The following is a 21156-nucleotide window of genomic DNA, read 5'->3' on the forward strand; positions in this document are numbered from 1 at the left end:
TTATTAGAGGAGGATATTATGTATATTGAACAATTATTAAAAAAGAAGCCGATTATAGCTGCTATTAAGGATATAGATGATTTATCGGATATTCCTAAGGATAAAATTGATATTATATTTGTGCTTAGAGGGAAATTATCTAATTTAAATAATATAGTAAAAAAGGCTGAAGAATTAGATAAGTTAGTATTTTTGCACATAGATATGGTCAAAGGGATTGCTAGTGATAGTGAAGCAATTAAATATTTGGCTCAGGAAATAGGTATCGATGGAATAGTAACTACTAAAAGTAGATTGATTAAAGATGCTAAAAAGGAGAACTTAATTACTGTACAAAGATTATTTTTATTGGATTCAGAATCTTTAAAGACAGGTATTAATATTGTTAAATCTACTAAACCAGATTTTGTAGAAGTATTACCAGGAGCTGTGATTCCCGAATTAATTGGTGAATTAAAGCGGGAGTTAGATATCCCTATTATTGCTGGTGGATTAATAAAAGAAAGTTCTCAGGTCAAAGAGTTGTTGAAAGGGGATATTTTAGCTATCTCTACAAGCCGAAAAGGATTATGGAATTCTGATTTTAATTAATTACCAAGATATGGCATTGTTAAATAAATATTTAATTTGCAAAAATGTAATATTAAGAGTATAATGATAATAAGATATAGATATAAACAAAATTAAACAAAATAAACCTAGGGTAGAGAAGAAGAGAACCCCTATTTAATCTTATTAGCATAATGCTATGCCTAAAGGGCGTGCTATGTCTAATATTATTAAGTAGGGGTTTTTTATATCTATATAACTTTAATAAGTAATATAAATTTGTATCAAAATAATTATCATTATAAGCTAATTGCATATAATCCTTAATAAGAGAATATAAGTTTATAATAATATAAGGCTTCTTTGGGTATATTGGTCTAAATGATTAGATTGAACCTAAGAAGTTTTTTTGTTTGGTTACTGCTATCTGAATATTCTGAAAATCACAAAAAACTTATGTATGGTATATTTATCTAGTGGTAGATAGAAACTAAATAAACTATTTTATTTAGTTTCTTATCTAATAAATATCAAAATATTGTAAAGAGGGGGAGTTTTAATGGAAAAGAGCAATCTATTTGGTGAGTGTCTGGCTGAGGTGATTGGTACAGCAATATTACTTTTCTTTGGAGCAGGAACAGTAGCTAATTTAGTTTTAGTGCAGGCTAATATTGGATGGTGGGAGTTATGTTTATTATGGGGATTGGGAGTTTCCATGGCAGTTTATATTACTGGTGGTGTTTCAGGTGCCCATATTAATCCTGCAGTAACAGTTGCTTTAGCGGCAGTAGGGGATTTTCCATGGAAAAAGGTAGTTCCTTATTCTATTTCACAAATAATTGGAGCTTTCTTAGGAGCAGCAGGAGCATACTTTCTTTATGCGGAACAATTTATTGAAAAAACAGCTGAAAATATGACTGTTTTCCATACTATCGCTATGGATAATATATCTAATCCTAAAGCGATGATGATAGAGTTAATTTTAACAGCAATCTTATTATTAGGGATTATGGCTATGGGAGATGCTCAAAATAGTGTTGCACCTAAAGGATTGGGAGGAGCTTTAGCTGTTGGTTTATTAGTAGCTGGAATTGGTGGTATTGGTGGGTCATTAACTGGTTTTGCTATTAACCCTGCTAGAGATTTTGGTCCTAAGCTATTTACAGCAATAGCTGGGTGGGGTAGTACACCTTTTAGAGCACATAACTTCTATTTTTGGGTACCAATTATAGGACCTTTAGTAGGAGGAGTCTTAGGAGCTATAATTTATAAAAAGTTAATTAGACCTTATTTACCTGAAGTGTTTAATCAAGAAATTATATATGATGATACTTCTAAATCATTATAATTTTAAGGGGGAATAAATTTATGAAAAAGTATATTTTATCTATTGACCAGGGAACAACGAGTTCTAGAGCGATTATCTTTAACAAGGATAGTGAGATTGTAAGTGTTGCTCAAAAGGAGTTTAAGCAGTTTTATCCTCAACCAGGTTGGGTAGAACATGATCCTCATGAAATTTGGGTAAGTGTAATGGCTGTATTATCTGAAGTTTTAACTAAGGCTGATATTAGACCTGACCAGATAGCTGGAATCGGAATTACTAATCAGCGTGAAACTACTGTAGTCTGGGATGCAGAGACTGGAAAACCTATTCATAATGCAATTGTATGGCAGGATAGAAGAACTGCTAGTATCTGTGATGACTTGAAAGAGAAAGGTTTAGAGAATAAAATTAGAAGTAAGACTGGACTAGTAACAGATGCTTATTTCTCTGGGACTAAGGTCAAGTGGATTTTAGATAATGTAGATGGAGCTAGAGAGAAAGCTGAAGCTGGAGATTTAAGATTTGGAACAATAGATAGTTGGCTAATTTGGAAGTTAACAGGTGGAGAAGTTCATGTGACTGATTATACTAATGCTTCACGTACTTTGATTTATAATATTTATGACCTTAAGTGGGATCAAGAATTATTGGAAATGTTGGCTATTCCTAAGTCAATGTTACCAGAAGTTAAGTCAAGTAGTGAAGTATATGGAGAAACTGTAGATTATCACTTCTTTGGTCAAAATGTACCGATTGCAGGTATTGCTGGTGATCAACAGGCTGCTACCTTTGGTCAAGGATGCTACGAAAAAGGTATGGCTAAAAATACTTATGGAACAGGTTGTTTTATGTTGATGAATACTGGAACAGAGGCAGTTCCTTCTGAAAATGGCTTATTAACTACTATTGCATGGGGGCTTGATGGTGAAGTTAACTATGCTTTAGAGGGTAGTGTCTTTATAGCTGGAGCAGCAGTACAATGGCTACGAGATGAAATTAAATTGATTGAGGAAGCTCCAGACTCAGAATATTTTGCTACTAAAGTAGATAGTACTGATGGTGTTTATGTGGTACCTGCCTTTGCAGGATTAGGAGCACCTTATTGGGATATGTATGCTCGTGGGGCTATTGTAGGATTGACACGAGGAAGTAGTAAAGAGCATATTATTAGAGCTACTTTGGAGTCATTAGCTTATCAGACCAGAGATGTATTAACTGCAATGCAAGCAGATTCAGGCTTAGAGCTCAAAGATTTAAAGGTTGATGGTGGTGCAGTAGCTAACAACTTCTTAATGCAATTCCAAGCTGATATATTAGGTAGCAATGTAGAAAGACCAGTGGTTGCTGAAACTACTGCTTTAGGAGCTGCTTATTTAGCAGGGTTAGCAGTTGGTTATTGGGATAGTAAAGAGGAAGTATTATCTAAACGTGAAATTGATAAAGTATTTGAGCCAGAAATGGAAGAAGAGAAGAAAGAAAAACTATATGCTGGTTGGCAGAAAGCTGTTAAGCGGTCTATGGGCTGGGAAGAAAAAGAATAATAAGTAAATAAGTAAATAAACAACTTAAAATTGATACTGTGGTAGAGACCAAAGAGAAGCCACATTTAAGCACCTAGGGGATAGTATGTCTATAAGGTGGTGTTTAAATGTGGTTTTTATATATAACGTGATAATAACAATTGTTCTTATCCAATAAATTATGATTTAGAACGAGATAAAATATATTTGCTTTAAATTTAGAATATATAAGTGATAAATAATCTATATTATCAGTCTTAATTATTAAGTTTATTTCCTATAAGGAGGGATTAACATTGACTAATAAAACAGAGGTTTTAATCATAGGCGGTGGAGTAGTAGGTACTTTTATAGCCCGTGAATTATCAAGGTATAAACTAGATATAACTTTAATAGAAAAAGGAACAGATGTTTGTGTTGGAACTAGTAAATCTAATACTGCTTTAATTCATGCTGGATTTAATGCAGATTCCAATAAGTTAAAAGGTAAGTTAAATGTGAGAGGTAATGAGCTGTTTCGAACTAAAGTACAAAAGGAGTTAGAAGTCCCAATTGAGTGGATAGGTGCTTTAGTTGTAGCCCAGGATGAAGCAGGAATACCACAATTAGAAGAAATCTTAGAAAATGGTAAAAGAAATAAGGTGCCAGATTTAGAGATTGTGAAAGGAGAAAGGTTATTTGAGTTAGAACCAAATTTAAATAAAAACTCAGTAGCTGCTTTATATGCACCTACTGCAGGGATAGTAAATCCTTTTGAACTAACTGTTGCTTTAGCTAATAATGCTGTTAAAAATGGTGCAGAAGTTATTTTAGAAGCTGAAGTAACTGACATAGAAGATAAAGGAGATTATAAGTTAGTTAAGACAAGTAAGGGCAATATTGAAGCTAAATTAGTAATTAATGCTGCTGGAGTATATGCTGATAAAATAGCTCAGATGGTAGGAATAAAGGACTTTAAGATTACCCCACGCAGAGGAGAGTATTATTTATATGATAAGATATTAGATATTAAAGTTAACCATACTATTTTCCAATTACCTAACAAAGTAAGCAAGGGGATTGTAGTAACCCCTACAGATGAAGATAATTTATTAATAGGGCCTAGTGCTGAAGAAATAGAAGATAAAGATGATTTGTCTAATACTAGAGAAGGGTTAGATCAAGTAATAGCAGGTGCTAAAAAGACTATTCCTGATTTAACTACTAGAGGGGTTATAAAAGAGTTTGCTGGTTTAAGAGCAGCGATTAAAGAGACTGGTGACTTTTTAATTGAAGCTAGTGATAAAGTAAAAGGATTTATTAATGTAGCTGGAATACAATCGCCTGGCTTAGCATCATCACCAGCTATTGCTGAAATGGTAGTTGGGATTGTAAAAGAAGAATTGCCTGGTTTAGAAGAGAAGGATGATTTTGATCCTTATGAACAGGAGATACCTAAATTTAGACATATGAGCCATAAGCAGAGAATGAAATTAATTGAAAAGGATTCGAATTATGGTGAGATTATTTGTCGCTGTGAGTCTATTACTAAAGGAGAAATTCTAGATGCAATTAGACAGCCAGTAGGAGCAAGAACTGTAAATGCAATTAAGAGAAGAGTAAGACCAGGAGCAGGACGCTGTCAAGGAGGTTTTTGTGGACCAAAAGTTGTAGAAATTTTATCTGAAGAGTTAGGGATTCCTAAAACAGAGGTTAAATTAGAGAAGGATAATTCAAAAATTTTAGTAGAAAAAACTAAAGAATCTTTACAGAAAGAGGTGACAGATAATGAATAAGCAGTCTTATGATTTGGTTGTTGTAGGTGGAGGACCAGCTGGGTTGGCGGCAGCTCAAGAGGCTTATGATCAAGGGGTTAGAGATATATTAATTATGGAACGTGATTTCGAATTAGGTGGAATTTTGCAACAATGTATTCATAATGGCTTTGGCTTACATTTCTTTGGTGAAGAGTTAACAGGTCCAGAGTATGCCCAGAGATTTATGGAGAAAGTAGCTGAACGTGGTATTGATATTAAGTTAGACACAATGGTTTTAGAAGTTACTCCAGATAAAAAGGTTTATGCTGTAAACTCTAAAGAAGGAATGTTAGAAATTGATGCTAAGGCTGTAGTGATGGCTATGGGTTGTAGAGAAAGGACAAGAGAAGCAATCGGAATTCCAGGAAGTAGAGTAGCTGGGGTATTTAGTGCTGGTACTGCTCAACGTTATATTAATATGGAAGGCTATATGCCAGGAAAGAAGGTTGTAATTTTAGGCTCTGGTGATATCGGTTTAATTATGGCTAGAAGAATGCATTTAGAAGGAGCAGAGGTAGAAGCAGTATTAGAACTTTTACCATTTTCAGGAGGGTTAACCCGTAATATAGTTCAATGTTTGGATGATTTTGATATTCCATTACGGTTAAGCCAAACTGTAACTAGGATTCATGGTAAAGAGAGATTAGAAGGAGTTAGCGTTGCTAAGGTTGATAAAAATTTAAAACCAATTCCTGGGTCAGAATATTATATTGAGTGTGATACCTTATTATTATCAGTTGGTTTAATTCCAGAGAATGAATTGTCTGTTGCAGCAGGAATTGAATTAGCTTCTGTAACAGGTGGACCAATTGTGAATGAATGTAGAGAGACTAATATTAATGGTATCTTTGCTTGTGGAAATGTTCTTCATGTACATGATTTAGTTGATTATGTGACTGAAGAAAGTAAGTTGGCTGGTAAAGCAGCAGCTCTATATTTACAGGATAAAATAGTTAAAAGAGATAAAGAGATTAATATAATAGCTGGGGATAATATAGGTTATATTGTTCCTCATAAGATAACCGAGAAGATTGAAGAAAGAAAGCGTGTAGATCTTTATATGAGAGGTAAAAGACCAATGGAGAATGCTCAAATATTAGTTATGGATGGAGATAAGAAACTATTTGCTAAAAAAGAAAGGTTTGTAAAACCAGCAGAGATGATTAGTATTCCATTACCTGAAAAGATGATTGAGCAATTAGAAGGTAGTACAGTTGAAGTCAAGATTGTGGAAGGGGGAGAATAGTAATGGAAGATAAGGTTATGATTACCTGTGTTAGTTGTCCAATGGGCTGTGATTTAAATGTAGAAGTTATAGATGAAGAGATCAAGAAAGTAGAAGGTAATCGCTGCCCTAGAGGTGTTGAATATGCTAAAGCTGAATACTTTAATCCAACTAGAGTATTACCTACTACTGCTAAGGTAAAAGGCGGAATATTGCCTCTAGTTCCAGTTAAGACTGCAAAACCTATTCCTAAAGGTTTATTAGAAAAAGCTATGAGAGAGATAGCTAAAGTTGAATTAGAAGCTCCTGTAAAATTAGGAGACATAGTTATTAAAAATGTTTTAGACACAGGAGTAGATGTAGTAGCTACTAGAGACTTAGCCAAAAAATAGACTTGAATTTAAGAATATTACTTTTAATTAGATATAATTAACCACTCTACTTGCATATATAGAGTGGTTTTTAGTTTATATATCAATATTTAATAGCTGGTCAGTTTTTAAGAGAAATAGAGTAGATTAATCTTCCTGTAATCCCTTTATCTAACGCTGAGAAGTAGTATTTCTTTAAGTGGTAATATTTTTTAGGTTAATGACATAAGTATATTATCGCTTAAGGCTAAATATAAGATGAAATTTTTATTATAATCTGATAGAATATAATAAATACAGAGTTTCAGGAAATTTCATAATTACCTGAGATAGTTATTTAATAAAGAATTCATTTAAATTATAAGTATAATAAGATTTTATTAATAATAATGAATTAATTGCTGAAATCATATTTTATGAAATGGACTGATATAAGCTAAATAAAGGAGGGAAAGTGGGAATGGTTGGAATATTAGTAGTTTCACATAGTAATAAAATTGCCGAGGGAATAGAAGAATTAGTCAAAGAACTTGTTCCCAGAGAGATACCTCTAATTTCAATTGGTGGCGATGGATATGGAGGAATTGGAACAGATATAGAGGATATAATAGAGGCTGTTGAGGAATTATATACTGATAAGGGTGTTATTATAATCGGAGACGTAGGTAGTTCTTTAATGAACTCTAAGATGGCTTTAGAGATTTTGGAATTAGAAGGTTATACTAATGTAGTAGTAAGTAGTGCACCTTTAGTAGAAGGTACAATGGTAGCAGCTATTGAAACAAACTTAGGTAAGGACTTAAATGATATCAAAGGGAAGATAGAGAGCAAGCGATTAATTGAATTAATATAGTAAAAATACCCCTAATTATAGGGGTATTTTTATTTTAGATATAGTTACTGTAAGGGATCCTGTTCTTGTACTTCCTCTACTTGATTAAAGAGGTTAAGTTTATGATCATTAATTGATGTAGAGAAATTAACTGATGTATTTAGTTTTGTAGCGATCTGTTTAATAGCCTTCTTTATCTCCTCAATATCTTCTTTAGTCGCATAAGATTGTTGAGGATTCGCTTCTATACTCAAGTCACCATTGGCTTCAAGTACTGCTGATTTTATCTTTAAGATATTATTGATCTTCTTTATCCTTAACTTCATCTTTAATTCATCTACAGTCATCATTGATTTAATTAGGTTCTTCTCTAATATCTCACCATCTTTAATCAGCTCAACAGGTTGACCGATTATCCAGTTCTTGATTTTAGGGAGATAAATCTCTATAAAAGAGGTTATTATCAGACCACTAACTATTAAAGCACCACCATAGAAAGCCATTAATGGGTCTTCTGATTTGAGTGGATGGACTAGGACTGTACCGATACCGATCATAATGGCTACCTCTGCTGGTGTTGATTGTGAAATACTCTTCTTTCCTCCAAGTCTTAGTAAGATAATAGCACCTATAAAATAGATTATTGCCTTTAAGAAATGATACATAATAGATTCTCCTTTGGTTTATTAGTTACTTCTTAATTATTTTATATAAGAGGCTTAAAAAAATACGTTTAATTTCAATATGAGGATAAAGCTAGATATTGCGACACTTAAAAGTGTGGCACTATTCCCATATTAAATTACTGTAAAGTTGGATATAGATAATAGAGAGTTAACGAAAATTTAACTTTACAAAAATACTAATCAATGCTAATATATAAATAGATATAAATATGTTTATATATTAAGTAGAAATTTTAAATAGGAGAGGAAGAATAGAATGGATAATATAGCAGATATAGCAGAAGTGTTAAAGGCTCTAGCAGACAATACTCGCTTAGAGATTATCAATCTCTTATCCTGTGGGAAGATGTGTGTCTGTGACTTGGTTGAAGAGTTAGATTTGAGCCAACCAAATATCTCTCACCATTTAAAGATACTTAAAAATGCTAATTTAATTATTGCTACTAAGCGAGGTAGATGGGTAGATTATCAGTTAAACCAAGAAGTAGTGGAACAATTACAGAATAATTTAAAATACATCACAACCTATGATGCTCAAAAATGTGATTTTGAAAGAAGTACTTGTGAATAATAAATAAGTAAAATAAGGAGGAATTTAGATGAGTAAAATTAAGGTTACTATTTATGAGCCACCAATGTGCTGTCCAACAGGAGCTTGTGGTCCTAATGTTGATGATAAACTTGTTAAATTTAATGAGGCACTTAAGCAATTAAAGAAAGAAGGTATTGAAGTAGAGAGAAATTCAATGAATAATAATCCTATTGCTTTTCAACAGAATAAAGCTATTTTAGATTTAGTTAATACTCAAGGAACTAAGGATTTACCTGCAACTGCAATTAATGGTACCTTTATTAAATTAGGAGAATACCCAACTCTAGAAGAGTTAAAAGCTGAGATAGCAAAAGTTAAGGAGGCTAAATAATGTCTGAAACTAAATTTATCTTCTTTTCTGGTAAGGGTGGAGTAGGTAAGACCTCAATGGCATCTACTACTGCTGTCTATTATGCTAGAAAAGGACTTAATACTATTCTAGTAACTACAGATCCAGCTGCTAATCTCTCTGATGTCTTTGAACAAAAGATTGGTCATCAGGTTACTAAAATTGCTGGAATCGGTAACCTATCTGCTATGGAGATAGACTCTAAAGAAGCAACAGAAGAGTATAAAGAGAAAGCCTTAGCACCAATGAAGGAAATCTTTAATGATGAGATGCTAAAGCTGATTGAAGAACAATTAAACTCTCCTTGTACTGAGGAGATGGCATCCTTTGATAGATTTATTGACTTTATGGATGATGACCAATATGACATAGTTATCTTTGACACAGCTCCAACAGGTCATACCATCAGATTATTAGAATTACCTGTTGATTGGAGTAAACATATCGAAGAGAGTGCCCAAGGTAGTGGTCAAACTTGTATGGGACCTGTGCAGAATATTCAAGAGTCAAAGGAGAAGTATGACCGTGCAGTGGAATTATTAAAGGATACTGATCGAACAGAATTTGTTTTTGTGATGCACCCTGAAGGTAGTTCAATCAGAGAGACAATCCGTTCTAGTCAAGAATTACAAGAGATTGGAATTAATACCAGCAATATAATTGTTAATGGAATCTTACCTGAAGAGGAGTGTCAAAACCCTTTCTTTAAAAAGAGGGGTGAGATGCAGCAAAAGTATTTAACTCAAATAGAAGAAGAAATTGACTTGCCAACTAAGAAGATGTACTTATTAGACCAAGAGATTAAAGGATTAGAAGTATTAACTAAAGTAGCCGCTATCCTTTATAAGGAGGGAAGATAATGAGAGATGATGCTCAAGTATTATTACCAACAGCTAAAGAACCACGCCTAATCTTTTTTGCTGGTAAAGGAGGTGTAGGTAAGACCTCTATCTCTTCAGTGACTGCTGTTTACTTAGCGAGATTAGGTTATAAGACCTTATTATTAACTACAGATCCTGCCTCCCATTTAGAGGATGTCTTTGAGCAAGAAGTTTCAGGTGAGGTTACTAAGGTAGCTGGAGTGGATAATTTAGATATTGTTAAGATTGACCCTAAAGCTGTTGCTGGGGAGTATAAAGAAAAAGTCTTAGCAGATGCTAAAGCGAAGGATTATAGTGAAGAGGTACTAATGGGACTTAAAGAAGAGTTAGATTCTCCTTGTACTGAGGAGATGGCATCCTTTGATAAATTTGTAGATTATACTGAAGAAGATGACTATCAAATCATTGTCTTTGATACAGCTCCAACAGGTCATACTTTAAGATTATTAGAGCTACCAATGAACTGGGAGCAACAATTAGAATTTAAAACATCTATCAATACTAGTACCCAAGCAGACTTAGAATCACAGCAGAAGTTTAAGAGGGTAATAGCTAGATTAGAGGATAAAGAGCAGACGACTTTCTCTTTTGTAGTCTATCCTGAAAACACACCTATCTTAGAGGCACACCGAGCTGTTGAAGAGTTAGAGACAGTTAATGTAAAGACACAACTGGTAGTTGCCAATCAGATTCTGCCAACAGAGTATTGTACTACACCATACTTTAAAAAGAGAAGAAAGATGCAAGAAGAACATTTAGCTAATATGGAGAAGAAGTTTAATGCTCCAATTATTCAAATGCCTTTATTTGCAGAAGAGATTCAAGGTTTAGATACTTTGATTGAAGCTGGTAAAGCACTATATGAATAAACAAATTTACAATGTACAATTTGTAATTGACAATAAAAGCATTTAAACATATAAAAGAAAAAAAGGATTATTAACCACGAATTAACACAAATGAAACACGAATAGAGAGTTAAAAGATTAAATTCTAATAAAATGGTTTTGAATTATTCGTGTGGATTTGTGTATATTTGTGGTAAAAAAGATTTTGATTTATTTATTCTATTAATAATGATATTTTTAACTATACATTATCAATTATTAACTGCCAATTAAAAAGGAGGGTTTATAATGAGAGTAGCTGTAATTTCAGATGTACATGGTAATATTTTTGCTTTAGAAAGTGTCTTAGAGGATATCAAAGGAAGAGATATAGATGAGATAGTCTGTACTGGAGATTTAGTGGGCTATGGTCCTTTTCCTAATGAGGTAATCGCTATGATTCAAGAGAAAGGGATTAAGACTATTCAAGGTAATTATGATGATGCTATCGGTAATAGGAGAATTGCTTGTGGCTGTGACTACAAGACGGAGCGTTCTCAAAAGATAGGGATGTCTTCTATGAACTATACTGCAATGGAGACTACTGAAGAGAATAAAGAGTTCTTAGCGAATTTACCTTTTAGTTTGACTTTAGAGATAGAGGATAAGACTGCTTTGTTTGTCCATGGTAGCCCTAGAAAGATTAATGAATACTTATATGAAGATAGTGAAGCAGTAGCAGAGGTCGCAGAGGAGATAGAAGAGGATATCTTGGTCTGTGGGCATACACACCTACCTTACCATAGAATTATCAAGGGTAAGCATATGATGAATGTTGGTAGTATTGGTAAACCAAAGCATGGTAATCCTAATGCTATTTATACAATAATTGAAGTCATTGATGGTAAGATAAAGACAGAGTTTATTGAGGTCATCTATCCAGTAGCTAAGTTAACTGCTGCTATTAAAGAGACAGATTTAGCTGAAGAGTTAGTTGAAGTGTTTGAAAAAGGAAATAGCTAATAGATGGAGGTTGTAATTAAGTCAAAGTTAAAGGAGTATGCTAAGGGAAGAAACTTAGTAATTACTATTCGTCAGTTAACAGTTAATAGTTGCTGTGGAGGAAAGATAATGCCTGGTGGAATCCGTCAGGCTAAAACCCCTCCCCAAGTAATTGAAGGAAGTCCTAAGGAAGATAATATAGCAGATTATCAAAAGCTTTTAAAAGATGGAATAACTATTTACTTACATCAAAATTTACTAGCTAGTTATTCCAAACTCAGATTAGATATTAAGAAGTTAGGCTTTATTAAGAGGTTTACCCTTGAAAGCTTTGAATAATAAGGAGGATTAATTATGAAGAATCATGAAGTTGAGGAAGATGTAATTGTTAATGAAGATGGTGGCTTAGGATTTTTTGAAAGATATTTAACACTTTGGGTAGCTATATGTATTGTAATTGGAATTGGAGTGGGACGCTTTTTACCGATTATCCCAGAGACCTTAAGCCAATTTGAGTATGCTCAGGTCTCGATTCCAGTAGCGATTTTAATCTGGTTTATGATTTATCCGATGATGGTACAGATTGATTTCGGTAGTATCTTAGAGGCAGGAAGAAAACCTAAAGGTTTAGCTTTAACCTTAATAGTTAACTGGTTAATCAAACCTTTTACGATGGCTTTCTTTGCCTGGTTATTCTTTAAGAATATCTTTGGAGCCTTTATCAATCCAGAGTTAGCAGAGCAGTATATTGCTGGGGCAATTTTATTAGGAGCTGCTCCTTGTACAGCTATGGTTTTTGTCTGGAGTTATTTAACTGATGGAGATGCTAGTTATACCTTAGTACAGGTAGCTGTTAATGATTTGGTATTAGTTTTTGCCTTCGCACCTTTAGTTATCTTCTTATTGGGGGTAACAGACTTTGTAGTTCCTTATAATACTATCCTATTATCGGTAGTCTTATATATCTTAGTACCTCTAGTGGCAGGATATTTATCCCGTAAGTATTTAATTAAGAATAAGGGGATTGATTGGTTTGAGAATGTCTATCTTAAGAAATTAAGTAACTTTACAATCATTGGATTATTATTAACCTTGATTATTCTATTCTCTTTCCAAGGGGATATTATCTTAAATAATCCATTAGATATTGTCTTGATTGCAATACCATTAACAATTCAGACCTTCTTTATCTTTATTATTGCTTATGGTGGGGCTAAGTTGCTTAAGCTAGACCATAGTGTAGCAGCCCCTGCAAGTATGATTGGAGCTAGTAACTTCTTTGAGCTAGCAGTAGCTACAGCTATTTCCTTATTTGGACTTAAATCAGGAGCTGCATTAGCAACTGTAGTGGGAGTCTTAGTAGAAGTTCCTGTGATGTTGGCTTTAGTGGGGATTGCTAATCGTACTCGCCATTGGTTTCCAAGTAAGAGTAGAGAAGTAAATTAGTCTTTTAACTGTGTTCTAGTAAAAATAAACTCAAATAGAAATAAGATAGCCCCCTAATTAGGGGGCTATCTTATTTCTATTTATTTTCTAGGATAAAGCTAAGGATGAAATATTAAAATCTACCTTTAATAACTTCCTTTTCTGTGATTATTCCAGCTTTTACTAGAGTTCTTTGATAAGAAGTTGATTCTCTAGACATTCTAACAGTTGCACCTGAGATAGTATCTGCAGAATTTTGTACAGTTTTAGTTGCACCAGATGTTGTATCAAGTCCAAAGAAGTTATCTTCATTAATATTCTTATTGTAACGAGAATTGCTCCAGTCAACTAAAGAAGTTACTTTTATTGCATTTTTACCAATTAAATAATCTGCGATAGCTTGATAGTTTCCTTCCCAGCCACCTATACCAGTAAATCCATAGCTTACTTCCATTTCAGCAGGTCTATTTCCTTCAAAGCTTACACCAACTCGTTGTAAAAATTCTTTTATACTAGATTTTTTAGTAAGTCCTTCAAAAACACCTTGACCTGTTAGAACATAAGGGTCTTTATAGAAGCTTAAAACATTATAATCAGCATATTCATCCCAACTCTTAGGTTTTATATTTCCGGATTTTGATGTTCTAACTGTTGGTACAACTAGACCATTTCCAATAGTCATATCCTTCATCTTTGTGTTATATTCAAAATCCTTATCCATCTTAAATTCAAATTGATATCTTGTATATGGTTCTACAATAACTAAAGCTACAGTTCCATTTTTATCTACTGCTACAGCGTAGAATGCCATCATATCTGCAGTTTTAACACTAAACATAGACTCTCCTGCAGCATAATCTTGGTTATCAGATGCTAAAGTAGCGATAGTAGGTGTTTTAGAAAAGTCAACATTTACTTCAGCTTTAGTATCTTGTCTTGTATACCAATTTCCTTCTTTATCTTTTTTGAAGAAAAGCATACTAGCGTCAGTAATAATTCCTTTAGAGTCGATAGTAAGTTTTGTTTCTATCTTTTGAGCTGCATCTTCTAGTAACACCTCTTTTGACTCACCTTTCCATGAATAACCTACATAAGTACCAGAATAATCTTTTTGTACAGCAGTCTCCTCAGTATTTTGTCCAGAGCATGCCGATAGAGAGAAGAGTGCAATAATTAGAGCAATTAATAAATTGTATTTCTTTAACATAATAAGTCCTCCTTTGAATAAAGTTCCTTAATTATCAAATAAGTAATTATTTAAAGTTCATTATCTTCTATAATCTTATAAATAAAAGGTTTATTTATTATTCCTTCATCTTATATGTATTAAAATTAACACTATCGTTGATAGATTACCCTCCTTTTACTGCGCTAGCATAGTAGCTATAGATGTTGAAAGAACTCATGTAGTCTTCTATTTAGATTTGCCCGATAATGATAATCAACATCAATTATTTTAATTTATATTATCTGTTTTGTCAATATTTTAAGAAAGTTTTTTGTATTTTTCTTTAATAAACAATTATTGCTAATTTTCGGTATTAATCTTTATTTATTCACTTTATTTGATATTCCTATTATAAGAAAAATACTATTGAGAATAATAGATTATTATGATATGATAATGTCGTAGTCCGATATCGGATGTGGATATATATAAATCATATATTTAGAGGTGAGTATAATTAAAGACAAAATTTTAAGAAAATTTTTTCTAGGTTTTATCCAAATCCATATGCTTCACCATGCCAAACAGAAGCCTTTTTATGGTTCGTGGATGATAGAAGAGCTTGGTGAGCATGGCTATAATATCAGTCCTGGAACATTATATCCTATGCTGCATAGCATGGAGTCTAAGGGTCTTTTAGAGCAAGAAGAGAGAACTGTAGAGGGGAGAGTTAGAAAATATTACAAGATAACTGAACTAGGGGATGAAGTTTTAGAAGAGGCTAGAAAGAAGGCTTATGAATTATTTAAAGAGATAAAAGAATAATTAATGAGGGGGCAGACCATGTTTACACTTAAAAAGGTAAAGTATAAGGATGTTCTTAATATTGAAGCTCTTACTATTAAAAAGCACAAAGTTACTTGTATTGTAGGGCAGAGTGGGAGTGGAAAGACGACATTATTAAGGCTCTTAAATAAATTAATCAGTTGTGATAGTGGAAAAATAACTTACAAGAATCAAGCTCTAAAAGAGATAGATTCTGTAGAGTTAAGAAGAGATCTTGTAATGCTTCCCCAAGCACCTGCTATCTTTAGTGGTAGTATCAAAGATAATCTATTAATAGGACTTAAATTCTCTGAAAAACCACTGGTTGCAGATGAGAAGCTTTTGGAAGTGTTAAAATTAGTGAGACTGAAGAAAGAACTATCAGAAGATGCTGAAAAATTATCTGGTGGAGAGAAGCAGAGGTTAGCCCTAGGGAGGGTAATGTTAATGGAGCCAGAGGTTTTATTATTAGACGAACCATCTTCGGCACTAGATGAGGATACAGAACATATGATTATTGAAGCATTGGTCAATTATTCTAAAGAGAATAACAAGACTTTAATTATGGTTACTCATTCTAAAAAGATAGCAGAGCAATTTTCTGATGAGATTATTGAAATTAAAGATGGTAGGGTACTAAATCAGAAGGAGGTGTAAAGTATGGATGGTGTAATCAATCTTCAGCTATGGCAAATGGCAGCTGCTTATATTTTTGTTCTGATATTATTATTTATTGTTAGGGCAAGGGGTATCTCTAGAGAGAAGGAGATTATTGTTTCTTCGCTAAGAATGACACTACAGCTGATATTAACAGGATATATTCTTGTTTATCTATTTAATAATATAAATCCGCTATATACGATTATTGTAATAGCAATTATGGAGGTCTTTGCTATTTATAATATCTTTAAAAGGGTCAAAAGTAAGCTTTCAAAATCCCTTAAGAGAATTATTGCTATTTCTATGTTATGTGGGACTTTATCAAGTCTTATTTACTTCTTACTTGTTGTGATTAATATCTCTCCTTGGTATGATCCTCGCTATTTTATCCCTATTGCAGGGATGTTAATTGGTAATTCAATGACAGGAATCTCCCTGGGGGTCACAAGACTTGTCGATGGAATGCACTCTCAAAAGCACCTTGTTGAAGCAGCCTTAATGCTTGGTGCCACTCCTAAGATGGCTGCCAAAGAGATTGTAGATAATTCCTTTGATTCTGCTATATTGCCAACTATCAATTCTATGGTAGGAATGGGGATTGTCTTCTTACCAGGAATGATGACAGGACAAATCTTATCTGGGACCTCTCCTGTAACAGCGATTGAATATCAGATAGCCATAATGCTTGGTATACTAGGAAGTGTTGCCTTAACTGTTATCTTATTTGTTCAATTAGGGTATAAGACTTTTTTTAATGAAGAGAGCCAATTAATGATAGATGGTTAGAAAAGTCATACTTAAATTAAAAATCAAGTTTATATACTAAAATTTAGTATATAAACTTGATTTTTTCCTTATCACTCACTATTGTTCTAAAGTTGACTCTGCCTTAAAAAGCCCCTTATAATGTAATGCCTTAGATTTATGAAAATATTCTAGCTCAGCATATTTGTAATATTTTTGTGAATTAGCTGCTGTCGCCATCTTTAATCGTGCATAATGCTCTGAAAAAGCAGCATGTTCTAGAAACTTTTGTTGATAGTAGCTTTCATTTATAAGTAGAAATTTTCAAGTAAAATTGATATTTAAATTTAATAGCTCATCTTATTCAAACCAAGCTCTAATCTCAGTTTTAGATGGGACTTTGCCATCACATTTTTTCTCACCATTGACAAACACAGCAGGAGTTTTCATTACCCCTCTAGAGACAATCTCTGCTAAATCAGTAATGTGTTTAACCTCAGCCTCGACTCCTATTTCTTTAATTATCTCTTCAATCAGCTTAGTAGCCTTACTACACTTCCCACAACCAGTTCCTAAAATCTCAATCTTCATGATTTATTCCCCCTTAGTTATATTAGAAAGATCCTTTAATTCTTTCTGCCTTCTCTTTAAATCCTTAGCCAACACTCGATCTAAGCAGTCAAAAAAGTCAACTACACAAGGAGTCTCTAAAGAATAAAAGACCTTCAAGCCCTCTTTTCTAAAACTAACAATTCCCACCTCCTTTAAAACTGCCAGATGCTTAGAGATACTCGCCTGACTTAAATCTATTAATTCAGTTAGAGTACAGACACAAAGCTCTTCCTGCTCAGCCAAAATATCAACTATCATCATTCTAGCCCAATGGGCTAATGCTTTAGCAACTTTAGCTCGTGATTTGTAATATTTCTGTTTTTTCTTAATTTTGACCAACTCCTTTAATTAGTACATTTAAATACATTATTTAAGCTGTATAAATTAGATAAATTACTCCAAGCAACAATAAAACTCCACAAACCCTCTTCACTATCCTTGAAAACTTAGATTCTCCTACCCAATCTAAATAACTCTGTACCCATTCAACTAGAGTTCCTGCAACCACTATAACCAAGGCATAGCCGACTAGATAGCTTCCCATCAAAAAAATAGCATAAACTAGATTACTAGTAGAGAGATTAAAAACTACCCCCAGTGCAGGGGCAAGATAAGCAAAGGTACAAGGACCTAAAGCCACTCCCAGAACTAACCCTAATAGCAAAGCACCTAGATAACCCTTACTTTTAACAACTTTACTACTATTATCATCCCAATCAAAGGAGATAATCTCTAAAAAATTCAGTCCCATAATAAAGAAGACTCCTGCTACCAAGTAATTACCCCAGCTACCTAAGTCACCGATTAATCTCCCTAACAAAGCAGTAACTACTCCAATTATAAAGAGGCTTATTATCATTCCTAGAGTAAATAACAGAGATAATTTAAAAGCCCGTTTAGTGGATAATTTTTCTTGACCATTGATATATCCTACAATTAAGGGGATACTACTTAGGTGGCAAGGACTGAGTAACACACTTAACATCCCCCAGATAAAAGCTGCTAATAAAGCAATACTAGCACTTGCAGTTAAAGAGTTAGTAACCCAAGTAAATAGCTCTCTAATCATTCTTCTTCACCCCAAGCTCCACTAACTTCTCTACAATCTTCTCCTTAGCCAAAAATCCTTCATGGCGCCAGACCTCTTGCCCCTTCTTATCAAAGAAAATCTGAGTAGGTATAACCTTAATTTGATATTTATAAGCTACATCCTGCTCTATCGCTATATCCGCCAAGATAATATTGGCTTGATCTTGATACTCTTCTTCTAATTCTGCAAAGATTGGCTTCATCATCTTACAAGGAACACAGCTAGAAGAACCTAAATCTAATACTGTTGGCTTACCATTCTTTAATAAAGCTGTAATTGGATGTTCTAATTCTTTATTTTTTTCTGCTTTAAGCCACTTTTGATTCTTAATAATTTTAGCTTTAGATTTTAAATTATATAAATAATCTCTAATAGCTAAATCCTTCTTCTGATTAATAAGATAAGCTTCTAGCTTTTGAGCAAGATCCTGATACTCTGTTTTCTTTAACTTGGGATTATCAGAGTATAGCTCTGCTACCTCTGCTTGACTGACTTTAATATCTTTAGTTATGTACTTAACTACCTCTTGAGCATAAGCATCTTTAATTTTAGTTTGATTTTTATCCTTTACCTCCAACCCTAACTCTTTTGCCTGCTGATATAATAGCTCTTGTATAATTAAGCTATCTAATAAATCCTCTTTATTATACTTAAACCTCTGTTGATATTCTGTAGGCAAACTTTGAAATTCCTCTTCTAAATTCTCCTTAGTAATCTCATTTCCATTGACAGTAGCTAACACATTCTGATCTAAAATACTTTTAGCATCCTCTTTATAAAAAGAGATTAATGCTATTGCTATACCAAAGATCAATGAGATAATCAATAAGGGCTTGACTTTAATTTTGATCACTAAACCCGCTCCTTTTCTTTTTAAAGTAATTAATTCCTATATCTTCCTCCAACTATATTACTATATCGGAATATAGTTGTCAATTTCTCTTGACAAAGATTAATACTAGTATTATAATCTATATTAGAAAAACGTAATATACTAAACTATATTTTTTAACACATACATTAGTATATTCTAATATACTGTTAAAAGGAAAGAGCAACCTATGTTAGTCAAACTAAAAAGTAACTTATTCAAAGGATTAGCCCATCCAATTAGAATTCAGATCTAGAGCTATTAAAAGATGGGGAACTATGTGTCTGTACTATCTATGAAGAGCTAGATCAGAGCCAGTCTAATATCTCTCAACATTTAAGTAAGCTCAAAACAGCTAACCTAGTTGAAAGTAGAAAGGATGGCTTACAGGTTTATTATAATTTAAAAAGTGATAATATTAGAGAGCTTTTAAAACTATCTAAGGAGATTTTATTAGATCAGTTAGATGAGACTAGACAAAGTTTAACAAGGGAGGAATAACAGATGATTAAATGGTTTGCAGATTTAGTAATTTATGATTGGTTAGGTTTTGATGGAGCGACTCGCTTAGGTGAGTCAGTTCACTTCTTCTTTTACGATACTATCAAAATCTTATTCCTATTGAGTGTGATGATCTTCTTTATCTCCATTTTAAGAAGCTTCTTTTCACCAGAGAAGACTAAGAAGTTATTGAGCCATAGGAAAAAATATGTTGGTAATGTATTGGCTTCGATTTTAGGGGTAGTAACTCCTTTCTGTTCCTGTTCATCAGTTCCAATTTTTATTGGTTTTATTGAGTCAGGAGTACCTTTAGGAATTACATTCTCCTTTTTGATTACCTCTCCAATCGTTAATGAGATAGCTTTGGTAATGTTATACTCATTATTTGGCTGGAAGATAGGCACACTATATTTAATTAGTGGAGTAGTAGTTGGAGTTGTTGGTGGAATTATTATTGGAGCTTTAGGCTTAGAAGATGAAGTGGAAGAGTATGTTTATCAGATTCAAATCAATGATGAAGATCAAGGTGAAGCTCTTGCTCAAGAAAGTAAGAAGGAAATGTGGCGAAGAAAGATTGAATTTGCTAAAGGTGAGGTTAAAGAGATAGTTGGGCGTGTTTGGAAGTATGTCTTTATTGGAATAGGAATTGGTGCTTTAATTCATGGTTATGCCCCTGCTAGTTTATTAGCTAAATATGCAGGAGAAGGAAATCCTTTTGCAGTTATTTTAGCAGTTCTATTTGGAATTCCATTATACTCTAATGCTGTTGGTACAATTCCAATTGTGCAAGCTCTAATGAGTAAAGGAGTAGCAACAGGAACAGCATTAAGCTTTATGATGGCTGTTACTGCATTATCTTTACCAGCAATGATTATTCTAAGAAAGGTAATTAAGCCTAAGTTAATCACTATATTTGTTACTGTAGTAGGTTTATCAATTATAGGGATAGGTTATTTATTTAATTTTGTGATGTAGATATTAGTGATTGGTAATTAGTCATTTGTAATTAGTAAATTCTTTAACCAATCACCAATTACTAGTTACTAATTACTAAAATAAGGAGGTGTTAAGATGAAGATTACAGTTTATGGTCCAGGTTGTACTAACTGTGTTACTTTGGCTGATCATGCTCAAGCTGCTGCTAAAGAGCTAGGTCTTGATGTAGAGATTGAGAAGGTAGAGGACTTTGCTGAGATTGCTAAAGCAGGGATTATGAACACTCCAGGCTTAGCGATTGATGGTCAGGTTAAGGTCAAAGGAAGAGTACCTAGTATAGAAAAGATTAAAGAATTACTTAAATAAA

Annotated in this window: 26 protein-coding genes; 20 read left to right on the top strand and 6 right to left on the bottom strand. The window is 33.2% G+C overall.

The annotated features are described in order from the left end of the window. The first annotated feature begins 18 nt into the window (after window positions 1–18). From BX659_RS11775 to dhaM, 7 genes are all read left to right on the top strand, one after another. On the top strand, window positions 19–591 hold the full coding sequence (locus BX659_RS11775) for a glycerol-3-phosphate responsive antiterminator (RefSeq protein WP_172431929.1): 573 nt from the start codon (window positions 19–21) through the stop codon (window positions 589–591). Between the two features lie 517 nt (window positions 592–1108). Continuing rightward, entirely contained in the window at window positions 1109–1897 is a 789-nt protein-coding gene (locus BX659_RS11780) for an MIP/aquaporin family protein (protein WP_097018481.1), read from the top strand. Window positions 1898–1917: 20 nt separating this feature from the next. Then, entirely contained in the window at window positions 1918–3417 is a 1500-nt protein-coding gene (glpK, locus tag BX659_RS11785) for a glycerol kinase GlpK (protein WP_097018482.1), read from the top strand. A gap of 275 nt (window positions 3418–3692) precedes the next feature. Further along, window positions 3693–5171, top strand: a complete 1479-nt coding sequence (locus tag BX659_RS11790) for an NAD(P)/FAD-dependent oxidoreductase (protein WP_097018483.1) — start codon at window positions 3693–3695, stop codon at window positions 5169–5171. Continuing rightward, the gene (locus BX659_RS11795; RefSeq protein ID WP_097018484.1) at window positions 5164–6438 is read left to right on the top strand and encodes an NAD(P)/FAD-dependent oxidoreductase; all 1275 of its coding nucleotides are present in this window, start codon (window positions 5164–5166) and stop codon (window positions 6436–6438) included. Before BX659_RS11790 ends, BX659_RS11795 begins: the two co-directional genes overlap by 8 nt. Before the next feature lie 2 nt (window positions 6439–6440). After that, a complete protein-coding gene (locus BX659_RS11800; RefSeq protein WP_097018485.1) occupies window positions 6441–6809 on the top strand; it encodes a DUF1667 domain-containing protein in 369 nt (122 codons plus the stop codon). Window positions 6810–7248: 439 nt separating this feature from the next. Continuing rightward, window positions 7249–7641, top strand: coding sequence for a dihydroxyacetone kinase phosphoryl donor subunit DhaM (gene dhaM, locus BX659_RS11805; protein WP_253250762.1), 393 nt, complete (start codon window positions 7249–7251; stop codon window positions 7639–7641). A gap of 44 nt (window positions 7642–7685) precedes the next feature. On the opposite strand, the gene BX659_RS11810 is transcribed toward dhaM, so the two are convergent. Further along, window positions 7686–8285 carry a DUF421 domain-containing protein gene (locus BX659_RS11810; protein ID WP_097018487.1) on the bottom strand — a complete coding sequence of 200 codons (600 nt, stop codon included), beginning with the start codon at window positions 8283–8285 and terminating at the stop codon, window positions 7686–7688. 277 nt (window positions 8286–8562) lie between these two features. On the opposite strand from BX659_RS11810, the gene BX659_RS11815 reads away from it, so the two are divergent. From BX659_RS11815 to arsB, 7 genes are all read left to right on the top strand, one after another. Further along, complete coding sequence (locus BX659_RS11815; protein ID WP_097018488.1) at window positions 8563–8877, top strand: ArsR/SmtB family transcription factor; 315 nt, start codon at window positions 8563–8565, stop codon at window positions 8875–8877. A 28-nt stretch (window positions 8878–8905) separates the two neighbouring features. Further along, window positions 8906–9229, top strand: a complete 324-nt coding sequence (gene arsD / locus BX659_RS11820; protein ID WP_097018489.1) for an arsenite efflux transporter metallochaperone ArsD — start codon at window positions 8906–8908, stop codon at window positions 9227–9229. Next, window positions 9229–10107, top strand: coding sequence for an ArsA family ATPase (locus BX659_RS11825; protein ID WP_097018490.1), 879 nt, complete (start codon window positions 9229–9231; stop codon window positions 10105–10107). Before arsD ends, BX659_RS11825 begins: the two co-directional genes overlap by 1 nt. After that, entirely contained in the window at window positions 10107–10997 is an 891-nt protein-coding gene (locus BX659_RS11830; RefSeq protein ID WP_097018491.1) for an ArsA family ATPase, read from the top strand. The genes BX659_RS11825 and BX659_RS11830 overlap by 1 nt, the downstream gene beginning before the upstream one ends. 267 nt (window positions 10998–11264) lie before the next feature. After that, window positions 11265–11978 (top strand): metallophosphoesterase family protein, encoded by a 714-nt coding sequence (locus BX659_RS11835; protein WP_097018492.1) that lies wholly within the window; start codon window positions 11265–11267, stop codon window positions 11976–11978. 3 nt (window positions 11979–11981) lie between these two features. Then, complete coding sequence (locus tag BX659_RS11840) at window positions 11982–12296, top strand: CC/Se motif family (seleno)protein (protein WP_097018493.1); 315 nt, start codon at window positions 11982–11984, stop codon at window positions 12294–12296. A gap of 15 nt (window positions 12297–12311) precedes the next feature. Continuing rightward, entirely contained in the window at window positions 12312–13403 is a 1092-nt protein-coding gene (gene arsB, locus BX659_RS11845; RefSeq protein ID WP_097018494.1) for an ACR3 family arsenite efflux transporter, read from the top strand. A gap of 112 nt (window positions 13404–13515) precedes the next feature. Here arsB and BX659_RS11850 read toward each other — a convergent pair whose 3' ends face one another. Further along, the gene (locus BX659_RS11850) at window positions 13516–14589 is read right to left on the bottom strand and encodes a hypothetical protein (RefSeq protein WP_097018495.1); all 1074 of its coding nucleotides are present in this window, start codon (window positions 14587–14589) and stop codon (window positions 13516–13518) included. A gap of 477 nt (window positions 14590–15066) precedes the next feature. On the opposite strand from BX659_RS11850, the gene BX659_RS11855 reads away from it, so the two are divergent. From BX659_RS11855 to BX659_RS11865, 3 genes are read left to right on the top strand one after another with little or no spacing between them, the layout of a single operon-like run. Continuing rightward, window positions 15067–15375: a PadR family transcriptional regulator gene (locus tag BX659_RS11855; protein WP_097018545.1), complete on the top strand. Its 309-nt coding sequence runs from the start codon at window positions 15067–15069 to the stop codon at window positions 15373–15375. A gap of 18 nt (window positions 15376–15393) precedes the next feature. Further along, window positions 15394–16032 (top strand): ABC transporter ATP-binding protein, encoded by a 639-nt coding sequence (locus BX659_RS11860; RefSeq protein ID WP_097018496.1) that lies wholly within the window; start codon window positions 15394–15396, stop codon window positions 16030–16032. 3 nt (window positions 16033–16035) lie between these two features. Next, window positions 16036–16821 carry an ABC transporter permease gene (locus tag BX659_RS11865; RefSeq protein WP_097018497.1) on the top strand — a complete coding sequence of 262 codons (786 nt, stop codon included), beginning with the start codon at window positions 16036–16038 and terminating at the stop codon, window positions 16819–16821. A gap of 318 nt (window positions 16822–17139) precedes the next feature. On the opposite strand, the gene BX659_RS11870 is transcribed toward BX659_RS11865, so the two are convergent. Genes BX659_RS11870 through BX659_RS11885 form a run of 4 tightly spaced genes read right to left on the bottom strand, consistent with a single transcriptional unit; the run spans window position 17140 to window position 19334 of the window. After that, entirely contained in the window at window positions 17140–17370 is a 231-nt protein-coding gene (locus tag BX659_RS11870; RefSeq protein ID WP_097018498.1) for a thioredoxin family protein, read from the bottom strand. A 3-nt stretch (window positions 17371–17373) separates the two neighbouring features. Then, window positions 17374–17730: an ArsR/SmtB family transcription factor gene (locus tag BX659_RS11875; protein ID WP_253250764.1), complete on the bottom strand. Its 357-nt coding sequence runs from the start codon at window positions 17728–17730 to the stop codon at window positions 17374–17376. A gap of 31 nt (window positions 17731–17761) precedes the next feature. After that, on the bottom strand, window positions 17762–18460 hold the full coding sequence (locus BX659_RS11880) for a cytochrome c biogenesis CcdA family protein (protein WP_097018499.1): 699 nt from the start codon (window positions 18458–18460) through the stop codon (window positions 17762–17764). After that, on the bottom strand, window positions 18453–19334 hold the full coding sequence (locus BX659_RS11885) for a thioredoxin domain-containing protein (protein ID WP_097018500.1): 882 nt from the start codon (window positions 19332–19334) through the stop codon (window positions 18453–18455). The genes BX659_RS11880 and BX659_RS11885 overlap by 8 nt, the downstream gene beginning before the upstream one ends. Before the next feature lie 309 nt (window positions 19335–19643). On the opposite strand from BX659_RS11885, the gene BX659_RS11890 reads away from it, so the two are divergent. From BX659_RS11890 to BX659_RS11900, 3 genes are all read left to right on the top strand, one after another. After that, on the top strand, window positions 19644–19853 hold the full coding sequence (locus BX659_RS11890) for an ArsR/SmtB family transcription factor (protein WP_253250767.1): 210 nt from the start codon (window positions 19644–19646) through the stop codon (window positions 19851–19853). Window positions 19854–19856: 3 nt separating this feature from the next. Continuing rightward, window positions 19857–20828: a permease gene (locus BX659_RS11895; protein WP_097018501.1), complete on the top strand. Its 972-nt coding sequence runs from the start codon at window positions 19857–19859 to the stop codon at window positions 20826–20828. 96 nt (window positions 20829–20924) lie between these two features. Then, a complete protein-coding gene (locus BX659_RS11900; RefSeq protein ID WP_097018502.1) occupies window positions 20925–21155 on the top strand; it encodes a thioredoxin family protein in 231 nt (76 codons plus the stop codon). The last annotated feature ends 1 nt before the right edge of the window (window position 21156 follow it).

Source organism: Orenia metallireducens, from assembly GCF_003001995.1.
Lineage (GTDB): Bacteria > Bacillota > Halanaerobiia > Halobacteroidales > Halobacteroidaceae > Orenia > Orenia metallireducens_B.

Excerpts from the sequence above, each read along its gene's own strand:
- BX659_RS11775 (WP_172431929.1), top strand. The coding sequence starts at position 19 with ATGTATATTGAACAATTATTAAAAAAGAAGCCGATTATAGCTGCTATT.
- BX659_RS11780 (WP_097018481.1), top strand. The coding sequence starts at position 1,109 with ATGGAAAAGAGCAATCTATTTGGTGAGTGTCTGGCTGAGGTGATTGGT.
- glpK (WP_097018482.1), top strand. The coding sequence starts at position 1,918 with ATGAAAAAGTATATTTTATCTATTGACCAGGGAACAACGAGTTCTAGA.
- BX659_RS11795 (WP_097018484.1), top strand. The coding sequence starts at position 5,164 with ATGAATAAGCAGTCTTATGATTTGGTTGTTGTAGGTGGAGGACCAGCT.
- BX659_RS11800 (WP_097018485.1), top strand. The coding sequence starts at position 6,441 with ATGGAAGATAAGGTTATGATTACCTGTGTTAGTTGTCCAATGGGCTGT.
- dhaM (WP_253250762.1), top strand. The coding sequence starts at position 7,249 with ATGGTTGGAATATTAGTAGTTTCACATAGTAATAAAATTGCCGAGGGA.
- BX659_RS11810 (WP_097018487.1), bottom strand. The coding sequence starts at position 8,285 with ATGTATCATTTCTTAAAGGCAATAATCTATTTTATAGGTGCTATTATC.
- BX659_RS11815 (WP_097018488.1), top strand. The coding sequence starts at position 8,563 with ATGGATAATATAGCAGATATAGCAGAAGTGTTAAAGGCTCTAGCAGAC.
- arsD (WP_097018489.1), top strand. The coding sequence starts at position 8,906 with ATGAGTAAAATTAAGGTTACTATTTATGAGCCACCAATGTGCTGTCCA.
- BX659_RS11825 (WP_097018490.1), top strand. The coding sequence starts at position 9,229 with ATGTCTGAAACTAAATTTATCTTCTTTTCTGGTAAGGGTGGAGTAGGT.
- BX659_RS11830 (WP_097018491.1), top strand. The coding sequence starts at position 10,107 with ATGAGAGATGATGCTCAAGTATTATTACCAACAGCTAAAGAACCACGC.
- BX659_RS11835 (WP_097018492.1), top strand. The coding sequence starts at position 11,265 with ATGAGAGTAGCTGTAATTTCAGATGTACATGGTAATATTTTTGCTTTA.
- BX659_RS11840 (WP_097018493.1), top strand. The coding sequence starts at position 11,982 with ATGGAGGTTGTAATTAAGTCAAAGTTAAAGGAGTATGCTAAGGGAAGA.
- arsB (WP_097018494.1), top strand. The coding sequence starts at position 12,312 with ATGAAGAATCATGAAGTTGAGGAAGATGTAATTGTTAATGAAGATGGT.
- BX659_RS11850 (WP_097018495.1), bottom strand. The coding sequence starts at position 14,589 with ATGTTAAAGAAATACAATTTATTAATTGCTCTAATTATTGCACTCTTC.
- BX659_RS11860 (WP_097018496.1), top strand. The coding sequence starts at position 15,394 with ATGTTTACACTTAAAAAGGTAAAGTATAAGGATGTTCTTAATATTGAA.
- BX659_RS11865 (WP_097018497.1), top strand. The coding sequence starts at position 16,036 with ATGGATGGTGTAATCAATCTTCAGCTATGGCAAATGGCAGCTGCTTAT.
- BX659_RS11870 (WP_097018498.1), bottom strand. The coding sequence starts at position 17,370 with ATGAAGATTGAGATTTTAGGAACTGGTTGTGGGAAGTGTAGTAAGGCT.
- BX659_RS11880 (WP_097018499.1), bottom strand. The coding sequence starts at position 18,460 with ATGATTAGAGAGCTATTTACTTGGGTTACTAACTCTTTAACTGCAAGT.
- BX659_RS11895 (WP_097018501.1), top strand. The coding sequence starts at position 19,857 with ATGATTAAATGGTTTGCAGATTTAGTAATTTATGATTGGTTAGGTTTT.
- BX659_RS11900 (WP_097018502.1), top strand. The coding sequence starts at position 20,925 with ATGAAGATTACAGTTTATGGTCCAGGTTGTACTAACTGTGTTACTTTG.